Origin of the sequence: Thalassospira lucentensis MCCC 1A00383 = DSM 14000 (assembly GCF_000421265.1) — a bacterium.
Lineage (GTDB): Bacteria > Pseudomonadota > Alphaproteobacteria > Rhodospirillales > Thalassospiraceae > Thalassospira > Thalassospira lucentensis.
On record NZ_ATWN01000006.1, the window covers coordinates 228,344 to 249,985 of the forward strand.

18 protein-coding genes are annotated in these 21,642 nt (G+C 54.4%); 13 read left to right on the forward strand and 5 right to left on the reverse strand.

All coding sequences use genetic code 11. The features are described from left to right. Positions 1 to 375: 375 nt before the first annotated feature. The gene (locus tag K355_RS0114030; RefSeq protein ID WP_022732785.1) at positions 376 to 1,005 is read right to left on the reverse strand and encodes a LysE family translocator; all 630 of its coding nucleotides are present in this window, start codon (positions 1,003 to 1,005) and stop codon (positions 376 to 378) included. A 402-nt stretch (positions 1,006 to 1,407) separates the two neighbouring features. Between K355_RS0114030 and K355_RS0114035 the strand changes: the two genes are divergently transcribed. The 13 genes from K355_RS0114035 (at position 1,408) to K355_RS24055 (ending at position 14,808) form a co-directional block, all read left to right on the forward strand. Then, a complete protein-coding gene (locus K355_RS0114035) occupies positions 1,408 to 1,641 on the forward strand; it encodes a membrane protein (protein ID WP_022732786.1) in 234 nt (77 codons plus the stop codon). Continuing rightward, positions 1,638 to 2,243, forward strand: a complete 606-nt coding sequence (locus K355_RS0114040) for an RT0821/Lpp0805 family surface protein (RefSeq protein ID WP_022732787.1) — start codon at positions 1,638 to 1,640, stop codon at positions 2,241 to 2,243. Before K355_RS0114035 ends, K355_RS0114040 begins: the two co-directional genes overlap by 4 nt. Positions 2,244 to 2,475: 232 nt before the next feature. Continuing rightward, positions 2,476 to 2,772, forward strand: a complete 297-nt coding sequence (locus tag K355_RS0114045) for an SCP2 sterol-binding domain-containing protein (RefSeq protein WP_022732788.1) — start codon at positions 2,476 to 2,478, stop codon at positions 2,770 to 2,772. Between the two features lie 21 nt (positions 2,773 to 2,793). Then, positions 2,794 to 3,459 (forward strand): DUF6134 family protein, encoded by a 666-nt coding sequence (locus K355_RS0114050; protein ID WP_022732789.1) that lies wholly within the window; start codon positions 2,794 to 2,796, stop codon positions 3,457 to 3,459. A 55-nt stretch (positions 3,460 to 3,514) separates the two neighbouring features. Further along, positions 3,515 to 4,825: an OmpP1/FadL family transporter gene (locus K355_RS0114055; RefSeq protein ID WP_022732790.1), complete on the forward strand. Its 1,311-nt coding sequence runs from the start codon at positions 3,515 to 3,517 to the stop codon at positions 4,823 to 4,825. Between the two features lie 97 nt (positions 4,826 to 4,922). After that, a complete protein-coding gene (locus K355_RS0114060; protein ID WP_022732791.1) occupies positions 4,923 to 6,614 on the forward strand; it encodes a long-chain-fatty-acid--CoA ligase in 1,692 nt (563 codons plus the stop codon). Positions 6,615 to 6,719: 105 nt separating this feature from the next. After that, positions 6,720 to 7,124 carry a MerR family transcriptional regulator gene (locus K355_RS0114065; protein ID WP_022732792.1) on the forward strand — a complete coding sequence of 135 codons (405 nt, stop codon included), beginning with the start codon at positions 6,720 to 6,722 and terminating at the stop codon, positions 7,122 to 7,124. A 45-nt stretch (positions 7,125 to 7,169) separates the two neighbouring features. Then, positions 7,170 to 8,306, forward strand: a complete 1,137-nt coding sequence (locus K355_RS0114070; protein WP_022732793.1) for a thiolase family protein — start codon at positions 7,170 to 7,172, stop codon at positions 8,304 to 8,306. Beyond that, a complete protein-coding gene (locus K355_RS0114075) occupies positions 8,306 to 10,642 on the forward strand; it encodes a 3-hydroxyacyl-CoA dehydrogenase/enoyl-CoA hydratase family protein (RefSeq protein ID WP_022732794.1) in 2,337 nt (778 codons plus the stop codon). The genes K355_RS0114070 and K355_RS0114075 overlap by 1 nt, the downstream gene beginning before the upstream one ends. A 17-nt stretch (positions 10,643 to 10,659) precedes the next feature. Next, a complete protein-coding gene (locus K355_RS0114080; RefSeq protein WP_022732795.1) occupies positions 10,660 to 12,444 on the forward strand; it encodes an acyl-CoA dehydrogenase C-terminal domain-containing protein in 1,785 nt (594 codons plus the stop codon). Positions 12,445 to 12,499: 55 nt separating this feature from the next. Then, positions 12,500 to 13,030 carry an acyl-CoA thioesterase gene (locus K355_RS0114085; RefSeq protein ID WP_022732796.1) on the forward strand — a complete coding sequence of 177 codons (531 nt, stop codon included), beginning with the start codon at positions 12,500 to 12,502 and terminating at the stop codon, positions 13,028 to 13,030. A 54-nt stretch (positions 13,031 to 13,084) separates the two neighbouring features. After that, the gene (locus K355_RS0114090) at positions 13,085 to 13,891 is read left to right on the forward strand and encodes an enoyl-CoA hydratase (protein WP_022732797.1); all 807 of its coding nucleotides are present in this window, start codon (positions 13,085 to 13,087) and stop codon (positions 13,889 to 13,891) included. 23 nt (positions 13,892 to 13,914) lie between these two features. Continuing rightward, positions 13,915 to 14,808, forward strand: coding sequence for an SDR family oxidoreductase (locus K355_RS24055; protein WP_022732798.1), 894 nt, complete (start codon positions 13,915 to 13,917; stop codon positions 14,806 to 14,808). Positions 14,809 to 15,070: 262 nt separating this feature from the next. On the opposite strand, the gene K355_RS0114100 is transcribed toward K355_RS24055, so the two are convergent. From K355_RS0114100 to K355_RS0114115, 4 genes are all read right to left on the reverse strand, one after another. Beyond that, entirely contained in the window at positions 15,071 to 15,550 is a 480-nt protein-coding gene (locus K355_RS0114100) for a hypothetical protein (protein ID WP_022732799.1), read from the reverse strand. Between the two features lie 137 nt (positions 15,551 to 15,687). Continuing rightward, positions 15,688 to 17,817 carry a glucans biosynthesis glucosyltransferase MdoH gene (gene mdoH, locus K355_RS24060; RefSeq protein WP_022732800.1) on the reverse strand — a complete coding sequence of 710 codons (2,130 nt, stop codon included), beginning with the start codon at positions 17,815 to 17,817 and terminating at the stop codon, positions 15,688 to 15,690. 59 nt (positions 17,818 to 17,876) lie between these two features. Then, positions 17,877 to 19,697 (reverse strand): OpgD/OpgG family glucan biosynthesis protein, encoded by a 1,821-nt coding sequence (locus K355_RS0114110; RefSeq protein ID WP_022732801.1) that lies wholly within the window; start codon positions 19,695 to 19,697, stop codon positions 17,877 to 17,879. A gap of 337 nt (positions 19,698 to 20,034) precedes the next feature. Then, entirely contained in the window at positions 20,035 to 21,633 is a 1,599-nt protein-coding gene (locus K355_RS0114115; protein WP_022732802.1) for a gamma-glutamyltransferase family protein, read from the reverse strand. Positions 21,634 to 21,642: the final 9 nt, after the last annotated feature.

Here is a 21,642-nt window from a genome sequence, read left to right on the forward strand (position 1 = left end):
TGGCTTGCACAGATTGAATGCAACAGGTTCTGGAAACGGTCTTGGCAATGGTCTTGACCCTGAGGTCTGAGCCGAATGCGCTGTGCGTTAAATCTGATCGATTGTGCCGACGTGAGTTTTCTGTGACCCAAGATTCCTTGCATCGTCTGTCTCCCTGAGATGCGGCCAAACGCAAAAAACCCGCAAAACATGATGTCTTGCGGGGTGCGGTGCAGGCGGTTTTGTCCTGTTGATTTGTCCCTTATGTCACAAATAAAAGAACAAATCAAGAACTTTTGGAAATTTTAGCATCACCGCGCCGGGGACGGGAACAGAAACAGCGTGATATCAGCGCCTCAAGGCCCTGCATCATGGTCCCTGCATCAGGCATGGAGCTTATAAAACCACCCCCCACAGAACACGCAGGGCAACGACAACAAACAAAACCGCGATGATGCGTTCAATCCATGCGGCATGGTCGCGCAACCATGGCAGAACCGCGCCATGCGAAAGCCCGATCGCCACCAGACAGTACCAGCCCGCATCAATCGCCGCAGCGGTGAATGCCAGCAGGAACTTGCCGCCCCATTCAAATTCCGGCGAGACAAACTGACTAAACAGGGCGAGGAAAAACAGCGCGATTTTGGGATTGAGAAACGCGATCATGAACCCGTCGCGTGCGGCCTGCATGACCGACCCGGATAGTTGACCGGCCCCATCGACGTTAAACTTTTCCCCTGATCCGGCCGCACGCCATGCCTTGATGGCAAGCCAGATCAGATATAGCGCGCCGAGAATGCTGACCGCATTGTGAAACACCGGCACGGTTTGAAACAGGATACCAAGGCCGGTCATGGTGATGACGGCATAAAACCCGATGCCCACCCCATGGGCCAGCGCACAGGCAAAACCGGCTTGTCGCGATTGCCCCACCGAATAGCGCAACACAACCGCAAGGCTCGGCCCCGGTGTCATTGCCCCCAGAACACAGATGGTTGCAACCGACAACCACGCCGCAAAGCTCATGACGTTTCCTTTAAATGGTGCGGGCACTTTGTCCCGCGATGTATCGCGACGTTCTGTCAGCTTTAATTGACCGCAAAGCTATCTTTTTGGCTGAACCGTTTCAACGGAAATGAAGCGCCGGATCATGCATAAGCATGTCCCCCTGTCATCGACTGTAAAACAGGGTTCAAAGTGTTGCTTTGACAATCAAAACGCCCTTTTACGCGGCACATTTGACGTTTCATGCATCTGGCCCCATCGGCTTTTCCCTAAAAAATTTGCCAATTCAAACACTTGATGTGTCTTGCCTTTGGATCGCCTTATCTGCCCGATTTTCCGCGCAAAGGCGCCCAACCCTGTTCCCAATTCTGGTTCAGCCTGTCGCAATGACACGGGTTAAAACAAACGGGAAGGGTATCGAAAATGCGACAGGCAGCCATGATTGTCGTCCTTGCAGGTGCGCTGGGCCTTTCGGGCTGTAGCGGCCTGAATGACCGTAATCAGAAAATGCTAAGCGGTGCGGCCATTGGTGCGGGTGTCGGTGCGGTCGGAACCGTGCTTACCGGCGGGTGTGTTACCTGCGGCACGGTGATTGGCGGGGCGGTCGGCACAGGTGTCGGTTACATCATGCATGAAAACGAAGAGGCCCGAAAATGATCAAGAAGATCATTCTGGTGGCAACAGCCATAAGTCTCTCGGCACCGGTCGCCATGCCCTCAACGGCGAAAGCCGACCCGCCACCTTGGGCTCCTGCGCACGGGTATCGTGACAAGCATGCCTCAAAGCATGGCCATAAGCGGCACTATGACCGTGATTATCGCACGAGCCGGGGGGATTTGTTTGTTCCGGACGGCAATTTCCTGCGCTGTAACCGCGATGTGATTGGCGCGATTGTTGGCGGGGGTGCTGGCACCGCACTCGGATCAACTATTGGTAAGGGTGATGGACGGGATGCCGCAATGATTGGCGGCGCCATTCTTGGCCTATTGGGTGGGTATGCCCTTGGTCAGAACCTTGATCAGGCCGACAGTGCCTGTACCGGTTATGCCCTGAAGCAGGTTCCAGACGGGCAATCGGTCCATTGGCGCAATCCGGAGTCGGGCCAACCATATCAGATGGTCCCGCAACGCAGCTGGGAAACCAGCGAAGGCCGTTATTGCCGCGAATATACCGCGACCACCGTCATCAGCGGAAAACGACAGGAAAGCTATGGCACGGCCTGTATGCAGCCTGATGGATCGTGGCAGATCGTCTCGTAATCACGCGGCCCCCTGATCAGATTACATGACGGCTATTTATGCTTCAAAAGCCCGGCAATGCCGGGCTTTTTTGCATTCCGGGCTGGATGTTTTTCATCTTAAAATTGTTAAATTTCAAAGCTCTATTCGTTATATTCCTCCCTCTATCGTAATTTGTTTTACGTTAACGTCACATTCCGCTACAGTTGAGCCACAATCATAAAAAAACACCGTCTTTAAGAGGGAGGCGTTCGTGGATGACATCCTCGAAACTGTAAAACAGAAACTGCCGCAGTTGCGCGGCCTGAATGCTGTTGTCGCATTTGATTGCGGCGATGACGGTCAGATTGTGGTCGATGCCACCGGTGATGAGCCGGAAATCACCGATGATGACCTGTCGGATGCGGATTGCATTCTGAAAATCAAAAAAGCCAACCTCGAAAAACTGATCAACGGAAAACTCGATCCGATGCTGGCCTTCACCATGGGCAAGCTCAAGATCAAGGGATCCATGGGAGTTGCGGCGAAATTATCGTCCATGCTGGACTGATCTGTTCTACGGGGGAACACCATGCGGAACCGCGTCTTACAACGCACCGTATCGGCTTTGGCGGCAGGATCTGTCGCCCTTCTTATGGCGTCATCGGCTTATGCTGGTGACATCCTGAATTTCCGCGTTCTTAAGGACGGGGAACCGATTGGCTATGAGAAAGTCGACATCACCCAAACGGCAAATGGCCGCACGGTTGAGGTTGAAACCCTGACCGATGTCCGGGTGCTGTTTCTTCAATTCCACTATGACCACCAGCGGACCGAGCAATGGCACGGAAACCAGCTGGTTTCGGTCAAAACCACCACCAATGATGACGGCACACACTACACCTATCAGGCGAACTATCAGGCAGATTGCTATGATGTTGCCGGAAAAGGTGTCGGGAAGCGCAACACCTGTGACGGCGCCTGGCCACTGACCTTGTGGCTTGAAGACGTCACAGACAAATCGCATCTCTATAGCGTCATCAACGCCGAACCTTATGCGGTGCAAACCAACAAGATCGGTGACGAAATACTAATGGTCGAAAACCGGGAAACACCGGCGACCCATTATGTAATGTCCGGCGATGTCGAACGCGACCTTTGGTATGGCAGCGACGGATATCTTCTTAAAACCAGTTTTAAAAGAAAGGGTTACGACATCGATTTTATCAGAGTCGATGCGATAGCCCTTCAAGAATGACAGCGGGCGCTTTGATCAAAGAATTTTGGCGCTTTACGATTAAGGGAGAAACTTTATGTCCAAGTTCAACAAAGGTTGCCTGTGGGGAGCAGCGTCGGGTACCGCACTTCTATGCGCACTCGCCACCGCCGGAACAGCACAGGCATCAGGCTTTCAGGTCCGCGAAACCAGTGGCACGCTGCAGGGATCGAGTTTTGCGGGTATGTCGACGCTCTCTACCGATGCGTCCACGATGTCCTATAACCCCGGCACCGTTGGTCAATATAAAGAAACGACCTACAGTACGGGTGTCACCGTCATTCGGCCTGTTGCCAAGGCAAAAAATGTATCTGCATCCGGCGGCACGCTAAACAATACGCAAAGCTTTAGCAGTCCAAGCGACGAGGATATGGCAAATGACGCTATCGTTCCAAACGCACATGCTGTCTGGAAGCTCAATGATCAATTGAATCTGGGAATGTCCATTACATCGCCGTGGGGCCTTGTAACGGATTACGAGGGTGACTTCGCAGGTCGGTTTTACGGCACGACTTCCTCGATTAAGACCATCAATATGAAGCCTGTGTTGGCATATCGTTTTGATAATGGTTTGTCGATCGGTGCAGGGCCACAGATCCAGTATATGGATGCTGAACTCTCAAAAGCTGTAGATAATCTTGCTGGCGCAGGCGAAGGCAGCAGCAAAGTTAGCGGGGACTCCCTTGATTATGGCTGGACTGCGGGCATCAACTGGGAGATGACCCCATCTACGACATTTGGTCTGTCTTATGTTTCCGAAGTTGAACACGAGCTAAAAGGTAAAATCGATTTCGACAGCGCTGCGGAAGGTTTTGCAGCACCTTATGTAGATAGAAATGCAACAGCAACCGTCTCAACCCCCGAGTCAGTTACGTTTGGCATCGCTCAGAAGCTAGACGAACAATGGACTGTAATGGCAGATGCGCAGTGGACCAATTGGAACACGATTGACACATTAACCTTCAAATTTGATGGTTTGACGAACGCTGCCGCTGCGACCTCCAATTCCAGTTCTGATGAATATAAATGGGGAAGTGCGTGGTTCGGATCGCTTGGTGCCCGCTACAAATATGATGAGAATTGGGCCTTTACCGGTGGTATTGCATTTGACGAAACGCCCATCAAAACCCAGTACCGCAATGTACGCCTCCCTGACTCCAACAGGTACTGGACATCATTGGGAGCCTCTTATCAGGTTTCCGATTGGGCAGTGGTCAGCCTCGGCTACACTCATATCTTTGCGGATGAAGCGCGCGTTGACCACACGACCTCGACGCTCGGCACGTTCCAAGCCGATTACGAGGCCCACGTCGACATCATCGCCCTGCAGGCGAACTTCAAGTTCTGATCTGCTATACTGTTCGGTGCGGGGGAGCGGATGCTGCCCCGACCGGGCCCGTTTTTTTTGCCCGTAAAGTGACGTTAACGTAATGGAGTTAACGCGAATGAACCAGATGAACGTTCAAGAATCCCCGACCCTGATCAATGGCGTTGACGTAAGCTCGCCGGTTTACACCTGCCCGGTTCATGAGATTTTCGACCGGGCTGCAGCACGTTTTCCCAATCGTCCCTGTATTGATTTTCTGGGTCGGATTTACGATTACAAAACCATCAAGGATCAGATTGATCGCGCCGCCGAAGGCTTTAAACAGCTTGGCATCCGCAAAGGCGACAAGGTTGGTTTGTGCCTGCCCAATACGCCGTATTATGTGGTGTGCTATTACGCGATCCTGAAATGCGGCGGCGTGGTGGTCAATTTCAATCCGCTGTATGCAAAGCGCGAGATCGCCTATCAGATCGAGGATTCCGGCTGTCGCCTGATGGTGACCCTGAACCTTAAACAGATTTATCCCAAGGTCGCGGCCTGTCTGGATCAAACCTGTCTGAAGCGGATTGTCGTTTGTGAAATGAGCGACATTCTGCCGCCGATCAAAAGCGTTCTGTTTTCATTGTTTAAACGCAGTGAACTGGCCGACGTCCCGACCGATTTGCGCCATATTGCCTATGATCGTGTTATCGGCTGCAAGCCGATTGATACGGCGGCCGATATCGTGGTCGATGATCTGGCAGTACTCCAATATACCGGCGGCACGACTGGTCGCCCCAAGGGGGCGATGCTGACCCACGCGAACCTCAGTGCCAATGTTGATCAGCTGACCCGCTGGATGCCAGACGCCAATCCCGGATATGAGGTCACGCTTTGTGTCCTGCCGTTCTTCCATGTCTTTGCCATGACCGTGGCGCTTAATACATCGGTCAACATGGGGTCGGAACTTGTTCTTCAACCCCGCTTTGAGCTTAATGCCTTGCTTAAGGCGCTCGATAAAAAGCGGGCAACGATCTTTCCGGGCGTTCCGACGATCTATACCGCCATCAACAATTCGCCAGAAACCCCCAAACACGATCTGTCACACATTCGATGCTGTATTTCAGGCGGTGCGCCGCTTCCCGTTGAGGTCAAACACCGGTTTGAGGAAATCACCGGATCGAAAGTCGTTGAAGGATACGGCCTTACCGAAGCCAGCCCGGTTTGTACCTGTAATCCGGTCAAAGGGGTCAACAAGGAAGGCTCAATCGGTCTGGCCATGCCGGGGGCTGAAATCGAAATTCGTTCGTTAGAACACCATGCTCAACCCGTGCCACTGGGTGAAAAGGGCGAGGTCTGCGTGCGTGGGCCGCAAGTTATGCCGGGGTACTGGCAAAACCCCGCCGCGACCGAGGAAACCTTTGTCGATGGATGGCTCCGGACAGGCGACGTCGGCTATCAGGATGAAGATGGCTATACCTTCCTTGTTGATCGGTTGAAGGACGTCATTCTGTGCAGTGGATACAACGTCTATCCCCGCGCGATTGAGGAAGCCCTTTATCTGCATGAACAAATCGCCGAGGTCACCTGTATTGGTGTGCCCGACCCCTATCGTGGGCAGGCGCCAAAGGCATTTGTCCGTCTGAAGGATGGCGTGACAGATATTACCGCCGAAGATTTGCGGGCATTCCTTGATGATAAAATTTCGCGAATCGAAATGCCGCGCGAGATTGAAATCCGTGAAGAACTTCCCAAAACCATGGTCGGCAAATTGTCGAAAAAAGAGCTGGTTGAGGAAGAGCGCCTAAAACGTGAGGGGACACGTCAATAAATTCAATGCGTTAACGTCACATCACACACAGAGAAAAAATCAATGTGACGTTAACGTAAACTAATTGACGTTAAGTGAAAAATAGGTACCATGGGGGGCGAGAACATGACGAAATTAGACGACCGGTTTTACACCGTGCCAGAACTGGCCGCTGATCTTGGCATCACGCCACGCACCATTCGGTTTTACGAACAAAAGGGTCTCGTAAATCCGCAACGTGCAGGTACCACACGGGTTTATACCCGGCAGGATCGCGCCAAGATGCTGATCATTCTGCGCGGCAAGCGACTGGGGTTCAGCCTTAGAGAGATCGCTGATTATCTTGATCTCTATGGTGCAGACCCCACCCAGGCAGAACAGATCAGAATGCTGCTTGGCCAGGTTCGCGAACGGATGTCGGATCTGGAAGAACAACGCCAGGCCCTGGACGTCACATTGGATGAATTGCGCGAGATCGAACAACAATCGATTGATGCGCTTAAAGAAAAAGGACTCGATCCGGTTTCGTAACAATATATCCGAAATCGAGGACAGCTCAGGAAGGAAGACATCGCCATGACCAACGCCGTAATTGCCGGATATGTCCGCTCACCCTTTACCCCGGCCCGCAAAGGGGCTCTTGCCAAGGTCCGTCCTGACGATCTTGCGGCACAGGTTGTCAAAGGTCTGGTCGAAAAGACCGGGGTCGATCCCAAAGATATCGAAGACCTGATCCTTGGCTGTGCCTTTCCCGAGGGCGAACAGGGTTTTAACGTTGCCCGTCTGGTGACCTTCCTGGCCGACCTGCCGCGCTCGGTCGCGGGGGTTACCGTCAACCGGTTCTGTGGGTCATCGATGCAGTCGATCCATCAGGCGGCGGGTGCCATTGCGATTGGTGCCGGGGATGTCTTTATCTGTGCCGGTGTCGAAAGCATGACGCGCGTGCCGATGATGGGCTTTAACCCGTTGCCCAACCCGGATCTGTATAAGGAAATGCCCGAGGCCTATATGGGTATGGGCGATACGGCCGAAAATGTTGCGGCGAAATACAGCCTGTCGCGCGCCGATCAGGAAGCCTTCGCGGTTGAAAGCCACAAGCGGGCTGCATCCGCACAGGCCGCAGGCAAATTCACCGATGAAATCATCCCGATCCAGACCAAAGATGGTGTTGTTTCCGAAGATGGTTGTATCCGCGCTGAAACCACCGCGCAAAGCCTTGCCGACCTGAAACCGGCATTCAAGGCCGATGGTGTTGTAACGGCGGGCACGTCTTCGCCGCTGACCGACGGGGCATCGGCGGTTCTGGTCTGCTCGGAAGACTATGCAAAGAAACACGGCCTGACCCCGCTTGCGCGGATCAAATCGGTTGCGGTGGATGGGTGTCTGCCGGAAATCATGGGCATTGGCCCGGTGGGTGCCTCGAAAAAGGCCCTGTCACGTGCCGGCCTTTCCGCATCCGATATTGATGTCACCGAACTGAACGAGGCGTTCTCTTCACAGGCGATGGCCAGCATTTCCGACCTTGGTCTGGACGGGGCAAAGGTCAATATGGACGGCGGTGCGCTGGCCCTTGGTCATCCGCTGGGTGCGACCGGTGCGCGTATTGTCGGTAAGGCCGCAGCCATCCTGAAACGGGATGGCGGCAAATACGCCCTTGCATCGCAATGCATTGGCGGGGGTCAGGGGATCGCGACCATTCTGGAGGCGATGTAATGCCCAACGTAACATCAGACATCAAACAGGTTGCCGTGATCGGCGCCGGTGTTATGGGGGCTTCGATTGCCGCCCATATCGCCAATTCAGGGACCCCGGTCCTGCTGCTTGATATCGTTCCCGACGGGGCCAAAAACCGCAATGCGGTGGCCGAGGGTGCGGTTGCCAAAATGCTGAAAACCGATCCGGCCCCGTTCATGTCCAAACGGGTCGCCAAACTGATCACATGCGGCAATATCGACGATGACCTTGATAAAATTGCCAAATGTGACTGGATCATCGAGGCGGTTATTGAACGCCTTGATATCAAGCAGGACCTGTATCGTAAAATCGATGCCGTCCGTGCCAAGGGATCGGTGATTTCGTCAAATACTTCGACCATTCCGCTGGCCACCCTGATTGACGGGATGGATAAGACGTTCGCGCAGGACTTCATCATCACCCACTTCTTTAACCCGCCGCGCTATATGCGTTTGCTGGAACTGGTGGGATCGGATGCGACCCGTGATGGCGTGATCGACATGGTTGCCGATTTTGCCGATCGCAAACTGGGAAAGACCTGTGTCACCTGCCATGACGAACCGGGCTTTATTGCCAACCGTCTGGGTGTTTACTGGATTCAGGCCGCCATGGTCGAGGCGATGGACCGCAAGCTTACCGTCGAAGAAGCCGACAGCGTCATTGGCCGCCCATTTGGCATTCCCAAAACCGGGGTGTTTGGCCTGATGGATCTGGTGGGTCTTGATTTGATGCCCCATGTGCAATCCAGCATGGCGGGCGCGCTTGATAAATCCGATCCGTTCCACGCCATTTACCGCGAAAGTGAATTGGTGACCAACCTGATTGCCGATGGCTATACCGGGCGTAAGGGCAAGGGCGGCTTTTACCGCCTGAACCGCGATGGTGGCGGGAAAGTCAAAGAATCGGTCGATCTGCAAACCGGTAAATTTTCCACATCCGAAAAGGCCCGTGTTTCAAGCGTGCGTGCGGCAGGCAAAGACCCGCGCAAAATGATGGAAGCATCCGATAAGGGCGGTCAATATGGGCGCGCTGTCATGGGCAAAACCCTTGCCTATGCCGCCTTCATTGCCGAGGTCGCGGCCAATTCGATTGTCGATGTCGATGATGCGATGAAGCTGGGCTATGCATGGAAAACCGGCCCGTTTGAGCTGATTGATGCCATTGGCGTTGATGTGCTGATTGCGATGCTTGAGGAAGACGGCGTTGAAATCCCGGCATTGCTCAAAAAGGCGGCTGGCAAATCGTTCTATAAGGTCGAAGATGGACAGCTTTTCTATCTTGGCTTTGACGGGGAATATACCGCCGTCACCCGCCCGGATGGCGTCATCCTGCTTGAAGACATCAAACGCAAATCCGAACGGGTTGCCGGCAACCGTGCCGCATCGCTTTGGGATATTGGCGATGGGGTTGCCTGTCTTGAATTCCATACCAAGATGAACGCGCTTGATGCCGACGTGCTTGGTGCAATCAAAACATCGATCCGAACTGTCAAAAAGCAGTTCAAGGCGATGGTGATCTATAACGAAGGCAGCAATTTCTCGGCCGGGGCCAACCTTGGTCTGGCATTGTTTGCCGCCAATATCGCCGCATGGCCGGAAATCGAGAACCTCGTTGAAACCGGTCAGGAAACCTATAAGGCGCTTAAATATTCACCCTTCCCGGTTGTTGGCGCGCCAAGTGGTCTTGCCCTTGGTGGCGGCTGTGAGGTTCTACTTCATTGTGACGCGGTTCAGGCGCACGGGGAAACCTATATCGGGTTGGTTGAACCCGGTGTTGGCCTGATCCCGGCATGGGGCGGATGTAAGGAAATGATCCGTCGCTGGACGGAAAATCCGAAATTCGTCAAAGGCCCGATGGCCCCAAGTGCCAAGGCGTTTGAAATCATCTCGGTCGCGACCGTTGCCAAATCGGCGATGGAAGCCAAGGAAAACCTGTTTTTCCGCGAATCAGATGGCATCACCATGAATCGCAACCGTTTGCTGGCCGATGCCAAGCAACGCGCGCTTTCGATGGTAAAGGACTACGAAGCGCCCGAGGAATTCACCTATCGCCTGCCCGGTGAAAGTGCCCGTGTGGCGTTTGAAATGGCGGTCGATGGTTTCCACCGTCTTGGCAAGGCCACCGATTACGACCGTGTCGTGGCCGGGGAACTGGCTAAGGTTCTGGCCGGTGGCGATACCGACGTCACCGAAGAACTGTCCGAAGACGACATGCTTGAAATGGAACGCGAAGGTTTCATGCGGCTGGTCCGCAATGAAGGCACCATGGCCCGGGTCGAGCATATGTTGCTGACCGGCAAGCCGTTGCGGAATTAAGGACGAGGAGACGGAAAATGGCAGAATATAAAGCACCCTTACGCGACATGCGCTTCGTCCTGACCGAGCTGTTTGATTTTAACGACATCAATCAGATGCCCGGTTGCGAGGATTTCACCCCCGACGTTGTCGATGCGGTTCTCGAAGAAGCCGCCAAGGTCTGTGAAGAGGTCCTTTATCCGATCAACCGGTCGGGCGACGAGGAAGGCTGTCACTGGGATGACGGGGTTGTTACGACCCCCAAAGGATTTAAGGAAGCCTATAGAACCTTTGCCGAAGGCGGCTGGACCGGCATTGCCTGTGACCCGACCTATGGCGGGCAAGGTGCGCCAAAATCGATCAATGCGCTGGTCGAAGAAATCATATGTTCGAGCAACCTGTCCTTTGGCATGTATCCCGGCCTGTCTTTCGGGGCCTATGCCGCCCTGCACAGCCACGCATCAGACGCATTGAAGGACAAATTCCTGCCCAAGATGGTCGAAGGTACGTGGGCGGGCACCATGTGCCTGACCGAACCACATTGCGGGACCGATCTTGGTATTATCAAATCCAAGGCCGAACCGCTTGATGACGGGTCTTATGAAATCACCGGGACCAAGATTTTCATCTCGGCCGGGGAACATGATCTGACCGAAAACATTATCCATCTCGTGTTGGCAAAACTGCCTGACGCGCCCAAGGGCACCAAAGGCATTTCGCTGTTTCTTGTCCCGAAATTCATGGTCGGGGATGATGGATCACTGGGTGATCGCAACGCGGTCAAATGTGGTTCCATCGAACACAAGATGGGCATCAAGGCATCATCGACCTGTGTGATGAACTTTGATGGTGCGGTTGGCTATCTGGTCGGTGAACCCCATCAGGGCATGCCCGCGATGTTCACCATGATGAACCAGGAACGCCTGTCGGTCGGTATTCAGGGGCTTGGTCTTGGTGAGGCCGCCTATCAGGGCGCACGCGCCTATGCCAAGGACCGCCTTCAGGGCCGGGCACTTACGGGGGCGAAATCGCCTGACAAGGCGGCTGATTCGATCATTGTGCATCCCGATGTGCGTCGCATGTTGCTAACAGCGAAGGCCACTAATGAAGGCTGCCGGGCGATGGGCATGTGGGTGGCACGCGCCCTTGATACCGCCAAACATCACGATGACCCGATCAAACGCGAAGAAGCCGATGAATTTGTTCAGCTGATGACCCCGATTGTAAAAGCCCTGTTTACCGATTGGGGTTTTGATAACGCCAATCTCGGTGTGCAGGTCTTTGGCGGGCATGGCTATATCCGTGAATGGGGCATGGAACAATATGTCCGTGATGCCCGCATTGCCCAGATTTACGAAGGCACAAACGGCATTCAGGCCCTTGATCTGGTTGGGCGTAAAATGCCCGCCAAGGCAGGCCGTTACCTGCGCCGGTTCTTCCACCCGGTACAGGAATATATCGAAGCCAACGTATCGAACGGGGAACTGGGCGATTACGTTCAGCCGCTGGCCAAGGCGTTCATGCGCCTGCAACAGATCACCGGTGAACTGGCCCAGCGCGGCATGAAAAACCCCGATGAAGCCGGGGCCGCCGCATCTGAATTCCTGCGTCTGTTTGGCTTGGTCGCGGTTGGCTTTATGTGGGCCCGCATGGCCGAAATCGCACTGGCCAAACGCGATGATGACCCGGACGGGTTCTATAAGGCCAAGCTGATCACGGCGAAATTCTATATGGAACGGGTTTTGCCGCAATCAGGGGCGCTGTTTAGTCAAATGATGTCGGGCTCCAGCAACATGATGGCGCTTGATGAGGAGCTGTTCTGATCATGGCATCGGACCGTATCCAGGATAACAGGGCACCCATGCCCGGGGGGATGTCGTGAACCTTATTTTCCGACTGATCCGGGTATTGATCCTGTCGCTGGTGCGGTCCCGTCTTGATCCGCTGGATCCATCTGTTTTGCATTTCCGGGCTTGGCCATTTGATCTCGACATCAACGTGCACATGACCAATTCGCGGTATTTTGCGCTGATGGACCTTGGCCGGACCGAGCTTATTTTGCGCAATGGCATCGCCAAACAGATGTTTAAACGCAAATGGCAGCCGGTGGTCTCGGGCTCCACCATGCGGTTTAAACGCGCCATCAAACCGTTTCAGAAGTTTGCTGTGGAAACCCACGCACTTTATTGGGATGACAAGGGATTTTATCTTGAACAACGCTTTGTTGCGAACGGAAAAACCCTTGCCCTTGGTGTTGTAAAGGCCGTGTTTGTCGGCCCCGAAGGCATTATCCGACCCGAAGAAATTTGCCGTCTTGTTGGTGCGGATGAAACCTCGCCACTGATGCCCGACTGGCTGTCGGGCTGGCCGGATATGGAAAGTGCGATTGAAGCACGCCTTGCGGCCTGATGCACAGGTAAGCACAGAAAGAAAACCGGGCAAAAGCCCGCGGGAGGAACTCACATGGCATCGAATGACGCCGTTTTGCTGTCGATAACCGATCAAATCGCAACCATCACGCTCAACCGGTCTGAGCGGATGAACGCGCTTGATCAGGCCATGGTCGCCGGACTGTCTGACGCCCTTGATCAGATCGAAGCTGACATTACCAATATCGGCGCGATCATCATCGAAGGATCGGGCGGGACCTTTATGGCCGGTGGCGATGTGAAGTTCTTTTATCAGATGGCCCAAACCCCCACCAATGAAGCCCGCCCGCTGATCGAAACCATGATTGGCGGCGTGCACGACATTATTGCCCGCATTCATGCCCTGCCCCGTCCTGTTGTGGCAAAGCTTGAAGGCGCGGTTGCCGGGTTTGGTATCAGTCTGATGAATGCCTGTGACCTTGCGGTTGCCGCCGAGGATACGGTTTTCACCCTTGCCTATATCCATATCGGCACATCCCCCGACGGGGGGGCGACCCATTCGCTGACCCGTTTGGTCGGCATGAAGAAGGCCAAGGAAATTGCCCTTTTGGGGGATCGGTTTGGTGCGGACGAGGCCCTTGATTACGGATTGATCAACCGGGTGGTTCCAACTGCACAGCTGCCATCGGCCACCGCGAAATACGCCACCCGTCTGGCCAATGGTCCCCGCGATGCGATTGCCCGGACCAAGGCGCTGTTGAACGCCGCCCCGGAAAACGACCTTTCCACCCAACTCGCTGCTGAGGCCACATCATTTGCCGACTGTGCGGTCAGTGCCGATTTCCGCGAAGGTGTCACCGCCTTTGTTGAAAAACGCAGTCCCCAGTTTGGCAAATCATAAAAAGAATTCAGGGAAAAACATCCATGGCAAATCTTGCAGGCAAAACACTGTTCATCACCGGCGCGTCACGTGGCATTGGCAAGGAAATTGCCCTGCGTGCTGCACGTGACGGCGCCAACATCGCCGTGATTGCCAAAACCGATGAACCCCACCCGAAACTGCCCGGCACCATCCATAGCACCGTCGCCGAAATCGACGCCGCCGGTGGCAAGGGTCTGGCACTTAAAACCGACATTCGCGAAGAAGACCAGATCGCCGCGGCGGTTGCCAAAACAGTCGAAACATTCGGCGGTATTGATATCCTGATCAACAATGCCAGCGCGATCAATCTGACCCCGACCCTGCAAACGCCGATGAAACGGTTTGATTTGATGCATCAGGTCAATACACGGGCCAGCTTTGCCTGTGCGCAGGCCTGCCTGCCGCATCTTCTGAAATCGGATAATCCGCATATCCTGACCATGTCCCCGCCGCCCAATCTGTCACCGCAATGGTTTGCCAATCACACGGCCTATACCATTTCGAAATACGGCATGAGCCTGGTGACCCTTGGTCTGGCCGCCGAGTTTGCCGACGAAGGCGTTGCGGTGAATTCATTGTGGCCGGTCACCGTGATTGAAACCGCCGCCTTGAACATGATCCCCGGACTGGAACAGGGCCGTGCGCGCAAACCTGAAATTATTGCCGACGCCGCGCACGCCATCCTAACGGCGCCATCGCGCGAGGTTACTGGCGGGTTCTTTACCGATGAGGCGGTCCTTGAAGCCATCGGCATCACTGATTTTGAACAGTACAACCTGACACCGGGAAAATCGCCCTACCCGGACTTCTTCCTTGAGCTTGACCGCAATGGCAAGAACGACCCGCAGGTTGCAAAACTTCTGGAAAAACTTGGCCGCTTTCACAAAGCCGCCTGAACACCGTTTGGCGCCGAAGTAGTGTGTGCTTCGGCGTCTTGCAGGGGCCTGATCTGACCAAGGTGGTTTTATCAGGTTTCTCGCCCGCTGAACTCAACCCGCCCTTTGTGGCGGGTTCTTTTTTGGAAATTTACCCAGAGTCAGGACATGCTTACACAAAAAAGCACCGCCAACATATGTGGCGGTGCCAATCCTTCAGGCTTTGCATATCAACGTTGAGGGTTAAGATGAAAAAGCAAAAGAGCGAAGGATACGTTCTGTATCAGGAAGCGCGGCGCTCAAGCGTTTGGCGCGGCATTTCACATGATTTCAAACTTGGTGTCGGCAACATCATCTGAACCGACAACGCAATTGCCAAATCATGATGGGTGCGAGTCTGATCAAGAAAATGCTCTGACCAGATGCCGTCGCGATTGGCCGACAAAAAGGCACAGCGCAGCATCGAAAACGTTCCTGAGCCATAGCAATCATGCTGACCGGTTACCTGTGCAAACCAGCCACCAATCGTGTCATGTGCGGCTTGATCCAGAAGGTCCTGCATGTTTGTCCGGTCATTTGCCGCAAAGCTGTCTTGCGCAAGCGCATCGCGCAGTGCTGTGACCAAACGCTGCTTGGCGGATGCATTGGTCAAACCAAAAGACCGCAGCCAAGCATGTGCTGTATCTTCGATCAGGCGCGTCATCGCAGCCGATTCAAAAGAAGCGTAAGAAAAGCCCTGTGATGCAATGGTCAGATCAGTCATTTTTTTGGCCCCTAAGAAGCTAAGCAGTCATCGGTGATTAACTGTTCGTTAAGAATGATATTCACCTTAAAAAGTCGGGATATTTTGCTCAAATCTGGGCGTTTTTGTGGCGATATGTATTGTTTTAAAACAATATCTTACGACAAAACGTCCGGGGATTTTGCCGCAGATGCATCCCGTCCCGCCATGATCTGATCAAGCGGCTTGACCGGCCAGGACAAGATCAGCAGCTTTTCATCGCGCGTCAGGCTTTCAATGCCAAGACGTGCCAGTTTTTCATAAATAATGCCAATCTCGATCGCGGTGCGGGAATCCGGTTTACGCGCGGGAAGCAATGCCGAATGCAGCGCATTGGCATACGGATCTTCGATCAGGCGCAAAAGCCCGTCCTTCACGTCACCACCACCACCATTTTCAGCCGTGATCCGTTCAAGGGCGCGCAGTTCTTCGGGGCTGTCATATTCTTCTGGTGTGACAAAAAGCTTCATCCGGCGTGCGGCCTTGCCAATGGCAAGGTTGCTCGAATAATGCGTTAACCACGGCGATAAAACCAAACCGGCCAAAATCGGCGAAAGCCACCAGAAGAACGCTGTATCAACAAAAACGGCAATCGCCCCCCAAATCAGCCCGATCACAATGATCGTACGATGGGTTTTAAGGGCGGCACGAAATGGCACACCGGCATCGTCGCGTTCCTGCGCATCCCAGCCAACCTGATTGCCGGTCAGAACCGAAAACACAAATTGCGCATGCAACATCATCATGATCGGCGCCTGCAACGCGGAATACAGCGTTTCAAGCAGGCCACTCATAAGCACCATCACCCCGCCATACTGCTTGCGATCCCGACCAAGACACACCATCAGGATCGAGATGATCTTGGGCAGCACCAGCATGCCGATGGTAAAGATCAAAAGGACCAGCATTTCAAACGACCGGTCCACCGGCCATTGCGGGAACATCGTGAAATGGCCGGGGAAGAAGCTATAGGTCAGCTGCGTATTTTGCAGTGTCGCAATGGTCGAGCTTAACAACAGCAACAACCAGAGCGGCGACGAGGCAAAGCTCATCACCCCCATAAAGAAATGAAGTCGGCTCAGCGGTTTAAACCCATCAGCCACCATCAGGCGGGCGTGTTGCATATTGCCCTGACACCAACGGCGGTCACGAATGGCAAAATCAATCAGATTGGGCGGTAATTCTTCCCAACTGCCTTCAAGCTGCGGGATCAGCCAGCACCGCCAGCCTGCTTTGCGCATAAAGGCTGCCTCGACGAAATCGTGGCTCAGGATATGCCCGCCCATTGGGGGCTTGCCCGACAGAACCGGAAGCCCGCAGCATTCAATGAACGCCTTAACCCGAATGATCGCGTTATGGCCCCAATAGTTCGAACTGCCCATGCACCAGAATGACAGACCCGCCGACATGGTAGGGCCATGGACGCGCGAGATAAATTGCAAGATGCGGGCAAAAAGCGTCTGACGGCCGGTCGGTTGCGGCGGACTTTGAACAATCCCGGCATCCGGATTGTTTTCCATCAGATAGGCCATGTTGACCATGGCATCGCCTGACATCACACTATCGGCGTCAAACACGATCATATGATCGTAATTGGCCGCATAGGTTTCACAGAATTCCTTAAGGTTGCCCGATTTTCGTTCGGTGTTTTCCGCCCGGCGGCGGAAGAAAATCTTGCCGCGTGCATTCAGATCGGTACAGGCCTTTGCCCATGCCATTTCTTCGGCAATCCAGATATCGGGATCGCGCGTGTCAGACAGAACAAAGAAATCAAACGCATCTATTTCGCCCGTGGCAGCAAGGCTTTCATAACTTGCGCGAAGGCCTGCGAACACGCGGTTGGGGTCCTCGTTATACACCGGGATCACAACCACGTTCTTGGATTGCAGCGGCCCTTTGCGTGCAATGGGTTTAAGACGTTTGAGCGTAATCGCATCAAGCTTCAACCCGCGCAGGATCAACCCGACAATACCGGTAAAGAACGACAGTGAAATCCAGGCAAAGTTGATGCTAAAGAACGCAACCACCACCATTTCCATGATGGTCAACTGGTCCGCGCCCAAGACATCGGCCATCAGCCACGCAGCATAGACCGTTGCGGCAAGCGATGCGCCAAACAGGAAGAATCGCCGTGCCCCAACACCCGGCCCGCGCAGTCTGACGGCTGGGTCATAGGCGACCGCATCGTCTGGACTGCCTTTCGGATGATCGGGCGTCGGGTCGTTCTGTGGATCAGAAATCCGGTTCATTTGGGGCTACCTGAATATGTCTGTGATCAGCGGTCTGATGGACGGTTCTGAAAACCGGGTCAAAAGACCCACGGCATCGTCCAGGTTTCACTTAGGACCTGTTCGTCATACAAAAGGAACGCACGCAAATCGCTGCTGGCAACATCGCCATCACGCAGCAGATCAAATATCACCCTGACCCCGCCGTTTTCCGGATCGGCCATCAGGCGGATGTTTTCAACCGTGCCATGGGCTGCACTGACGTTTGCCTTCATCTTAGCGATGTTTTTACTGAAATAGTCAAGATCACCACCGGCAAAGTTCAGAACGAACCGGGTTTTGGCCGGCTCATCATCGCCTTGTGGTGCAATCCGCATGATCCGGGTATCTGTCGCCTGTGCCATCTGGTGCAGATCATCACCGTCACGGGTTGCGGTAATGCTGTATTCGATCTGCATTTCGCCGCCTGCCACGGGTTTGGTTTCCGGCACCCAATAGGCAACGATATTGTCGTTGCTTTCACTTGGGATCGGGATTTCAACCAGTTCGACATGACCCTTGCCCCAGTTGCCCTTGGGCGTCACCCAATAGCCGGGTTGCTGATCGAAACGACGATCAAGGTCCTGATAATGGTCAAAATCGCGGTCACGCTGCAACAGTCCAAACCCGCGCGGGTTTTCATCGAGGAACGAACTGATCTGCAAGTTGACCGGATTATCAAGCGGCCGCCAAAGCCATTCACCATGACCATTATTGATCAAAAGACCATCGCTTGAATGCACTTCCCCGCGATAATCGTCAAAGGTGCGGCGACGCTGTTCGCCAAACAGGAACATGCCGTTCAATGGCGCAAGGCCGACCTTCTCAATGCCTTCGCGGAAAAACAGATTGGCCCGAATATCGGCTTTGCTGTCCGCACCCGGTATGATGTCAAACCGATAGGCCCCGGTGACGCGCGCACTATCAAGCAGCGCGTAAACCGTGATTTTGCGTTCGCCTTTTTTGGGCGCCACAATCCAGAATTCACGAAATACTGGCACTTCTTCGCCCGTTGGACCAGCCAGATCAAGCGCCAACCCACGTGCCATCTGACCAATCGACTGGCCTTCACCCTGCAAACGGAAATAAGACGCGCCTAAAAACCGCGCCAGTTCATCGTTGCTGGTGACATCGGACAACGGATAGCGCAGCCGGAACCCGGCATAGCCCTGTGTCGAAAAATCATTCCCCGACAATCCGGCCTCGCCAAAATCAAACAGCCCGGCGGAATAGGGCACAACCTGCAAATTGCCATCGCGTACAAGATTGATCGCAATCGGCACGTCATACATGTTGCCCGGATGGAACAGCTCAAGCGAGAAGCCGGAATTTGCCTGACTGAAAAATGCCCTTTGTGACTTGAACCTGATCTGGTCGTATTCTTCCGCACTCAGATTGGCCAAGGCGTCGGGCAAGTCACGATGCGGATCCTCAAACGGCTTTGCCGCCAGCGCACGAGCGCGATCAATCACCATTTTCGGATCAAATGCCACCGGAACAGACGTGACCGGCTTGTCCTGATCAACAGCAGCCGGGGGAGTTGCGTCAGTTGGGCGCGCCGTTGTGTCGTCTTGCGGAGCGGGTTCATTTTGCGGATTTTGCACCGGGACGACGTCCGCGCCAGATGGCGCAGCCTCGTCTGCCACAGGCGTTGTTTCGTCTGCCACAGGCGTTGCAACCGCTGCCGCACCGGGCTTCGGCTTTGCCGGCACCACGGCATCACCCTGCGCCGCCGCAGCAGGTTTGCTATCCTGCGCCAAAGCCGTATGTGATGTGCCCAGCACAATGGATCCGGCTGCAAATGCAACCAGAAGGACATGTTTCAAGCTCAGCGCTGAACGCCGTTGACTGTTTTGCATCATTCTCGTTTGAGTTACCCAACCAATGGACTTCTTTGGAATCCTGATTGTGTTTGTGCGCAAAAAACGAGGCAGGAATGTGTCGCGATAAGGGAAAGAATTCGCAGTCCCCCATAACACACCCTACACGTATGATCTGAATTACGCCCATCCACCCTATACGCAAAGCGGCATTTTTGCATGGGCTATCGTACTGTAATGCGTGGATTTCCGCCTTGACAGAACCGTGACTTTAAATGGCAAGCTGTGCATTTATGCCGTCCATAAAAAAGGGTCGGCCCATTTCAGGGCCGACCCGGACTTCAGATGACTGCGAATGCCGATCTGAAAGACCTCTTAATCAATAGCCAACCGCACAGCCATCCTTGCGCGGATCGGATCCCGCAACATAGCCAACATCGGTTTTGGCGATCAATTGTGCGCCCCCAAACCCGAAATTGGTGCTGTCTGGTGTTTCGACCGCAATGGCGTGGCCCTTGGCCTTCAACCCGTCAATGACGTCTGCACCAAGCGATGCTTCGACCGCGACTTCAAGTCCCGAAAGCGCCTGCCAGCGCGGTGCATCAACAGCCGTTTGCGGGTCCTGCCCCCAAAGCTGGGTGCGCAGGGTCATTTGCAAATGGCCTTGTGACTGCATCGGACCACCCATGACGCCAAAGCTCATCACCGGATTGCCGTCATCGCCCATCAGGAACGCCGGAATGATCGTCTGGAACGGACGTTTTCCGCCCGCAACATGGTTGGGGTGCCCCGGCGTCAGGCTAAAGCCATGACCGCGGTTTTGCAGGCTGATCGACGTGCCCGGCACCACAACGCCCGAGCCAAAGCCCATATAGTTCGACTGAATAAACGACACCATCATGCCGTTTTCATCAGCTGCGGTGACATAGACAGTCCCACCATGCTTGGGCGCACCGGCCTTGAAATCCTGGGCGGTATTCGTATCAATCAGTGCAGCACGTGATTTCAGATACTCATCAGACAAAAGATGTTCGACCGTCACATCGGTCATATAATCCAGATCGGCGACATAGGCGCGCATATCGGCAAACGCCAGTTTCATCGCCTCAATCTCAAGATGCAGCGCCTCGACCGAGTCGGACTCATAATCAGAAATGTTGGTGTGGCGCAAAATGCCCAAGGCAATCAGGGCCGAAATCCCCTGCCCGTTTGGCGGGATTTCATGCAGCTTCACCTTGCCAAAGCTTTGCGAGATTGTGCCAACCCAGTCGGCCTTGTGATTGGCAAGGTCGTCTTCGGAAAGGGCTGCCCCATTTTCCTTGGCAAAGGCGGCGATTTTGGCCGCCAGTTTACCACGGTAAAAGCTTTCGCCCTTGGTCTCGGCAATATCAATCAGGCTGTCGGCGGCGGCTTTATTGACAAACAACTCACCGGCCTTGGGCGCCTTACCGCTGGGCAGGAACGCCTCGGCAAAACCGGGTTGTTTGCCCAGCGTCTGACCGCCTTTTTCCCATAAGGTCGCAATGATCGGGGAAACGGCAAAGCCACGTGATGCATATTCAACAGCCGGTTCGAACAGCTTTTCAAACGGCAGCTTGCCAAATTTATCGGAAATTTCGCGCCATGCGGAAACGGCCCCCGGCGTTGTCACCGATTCCCAACCGCGCTGGGGCATTTTATCAGCCCCGGCAAACCGTTCCGGAGTCCATGCCCCGGGCGCACGACCAGATGCATTCAACCCATGCAGTTCCTTGCCATCCCAGATGATGGCATAGGCGTCCGAGCCCAGACCATTGCCGGTCGGCTCCACCACGGTCAGTGCAATGGCCGATGCCAGCGCGGCATCCGCCGCATTGCCCCCGGCAAGCAACATGCGCAAACCGGCCTGTGCGGCCAGAGGTTGGGACGTGGAAACGATGTTGCGCGCCAAAACCGGTGACCGGCGTGAGGCATAAAGCGCGTCATGACGAAGTTTCATTGGAGTCTC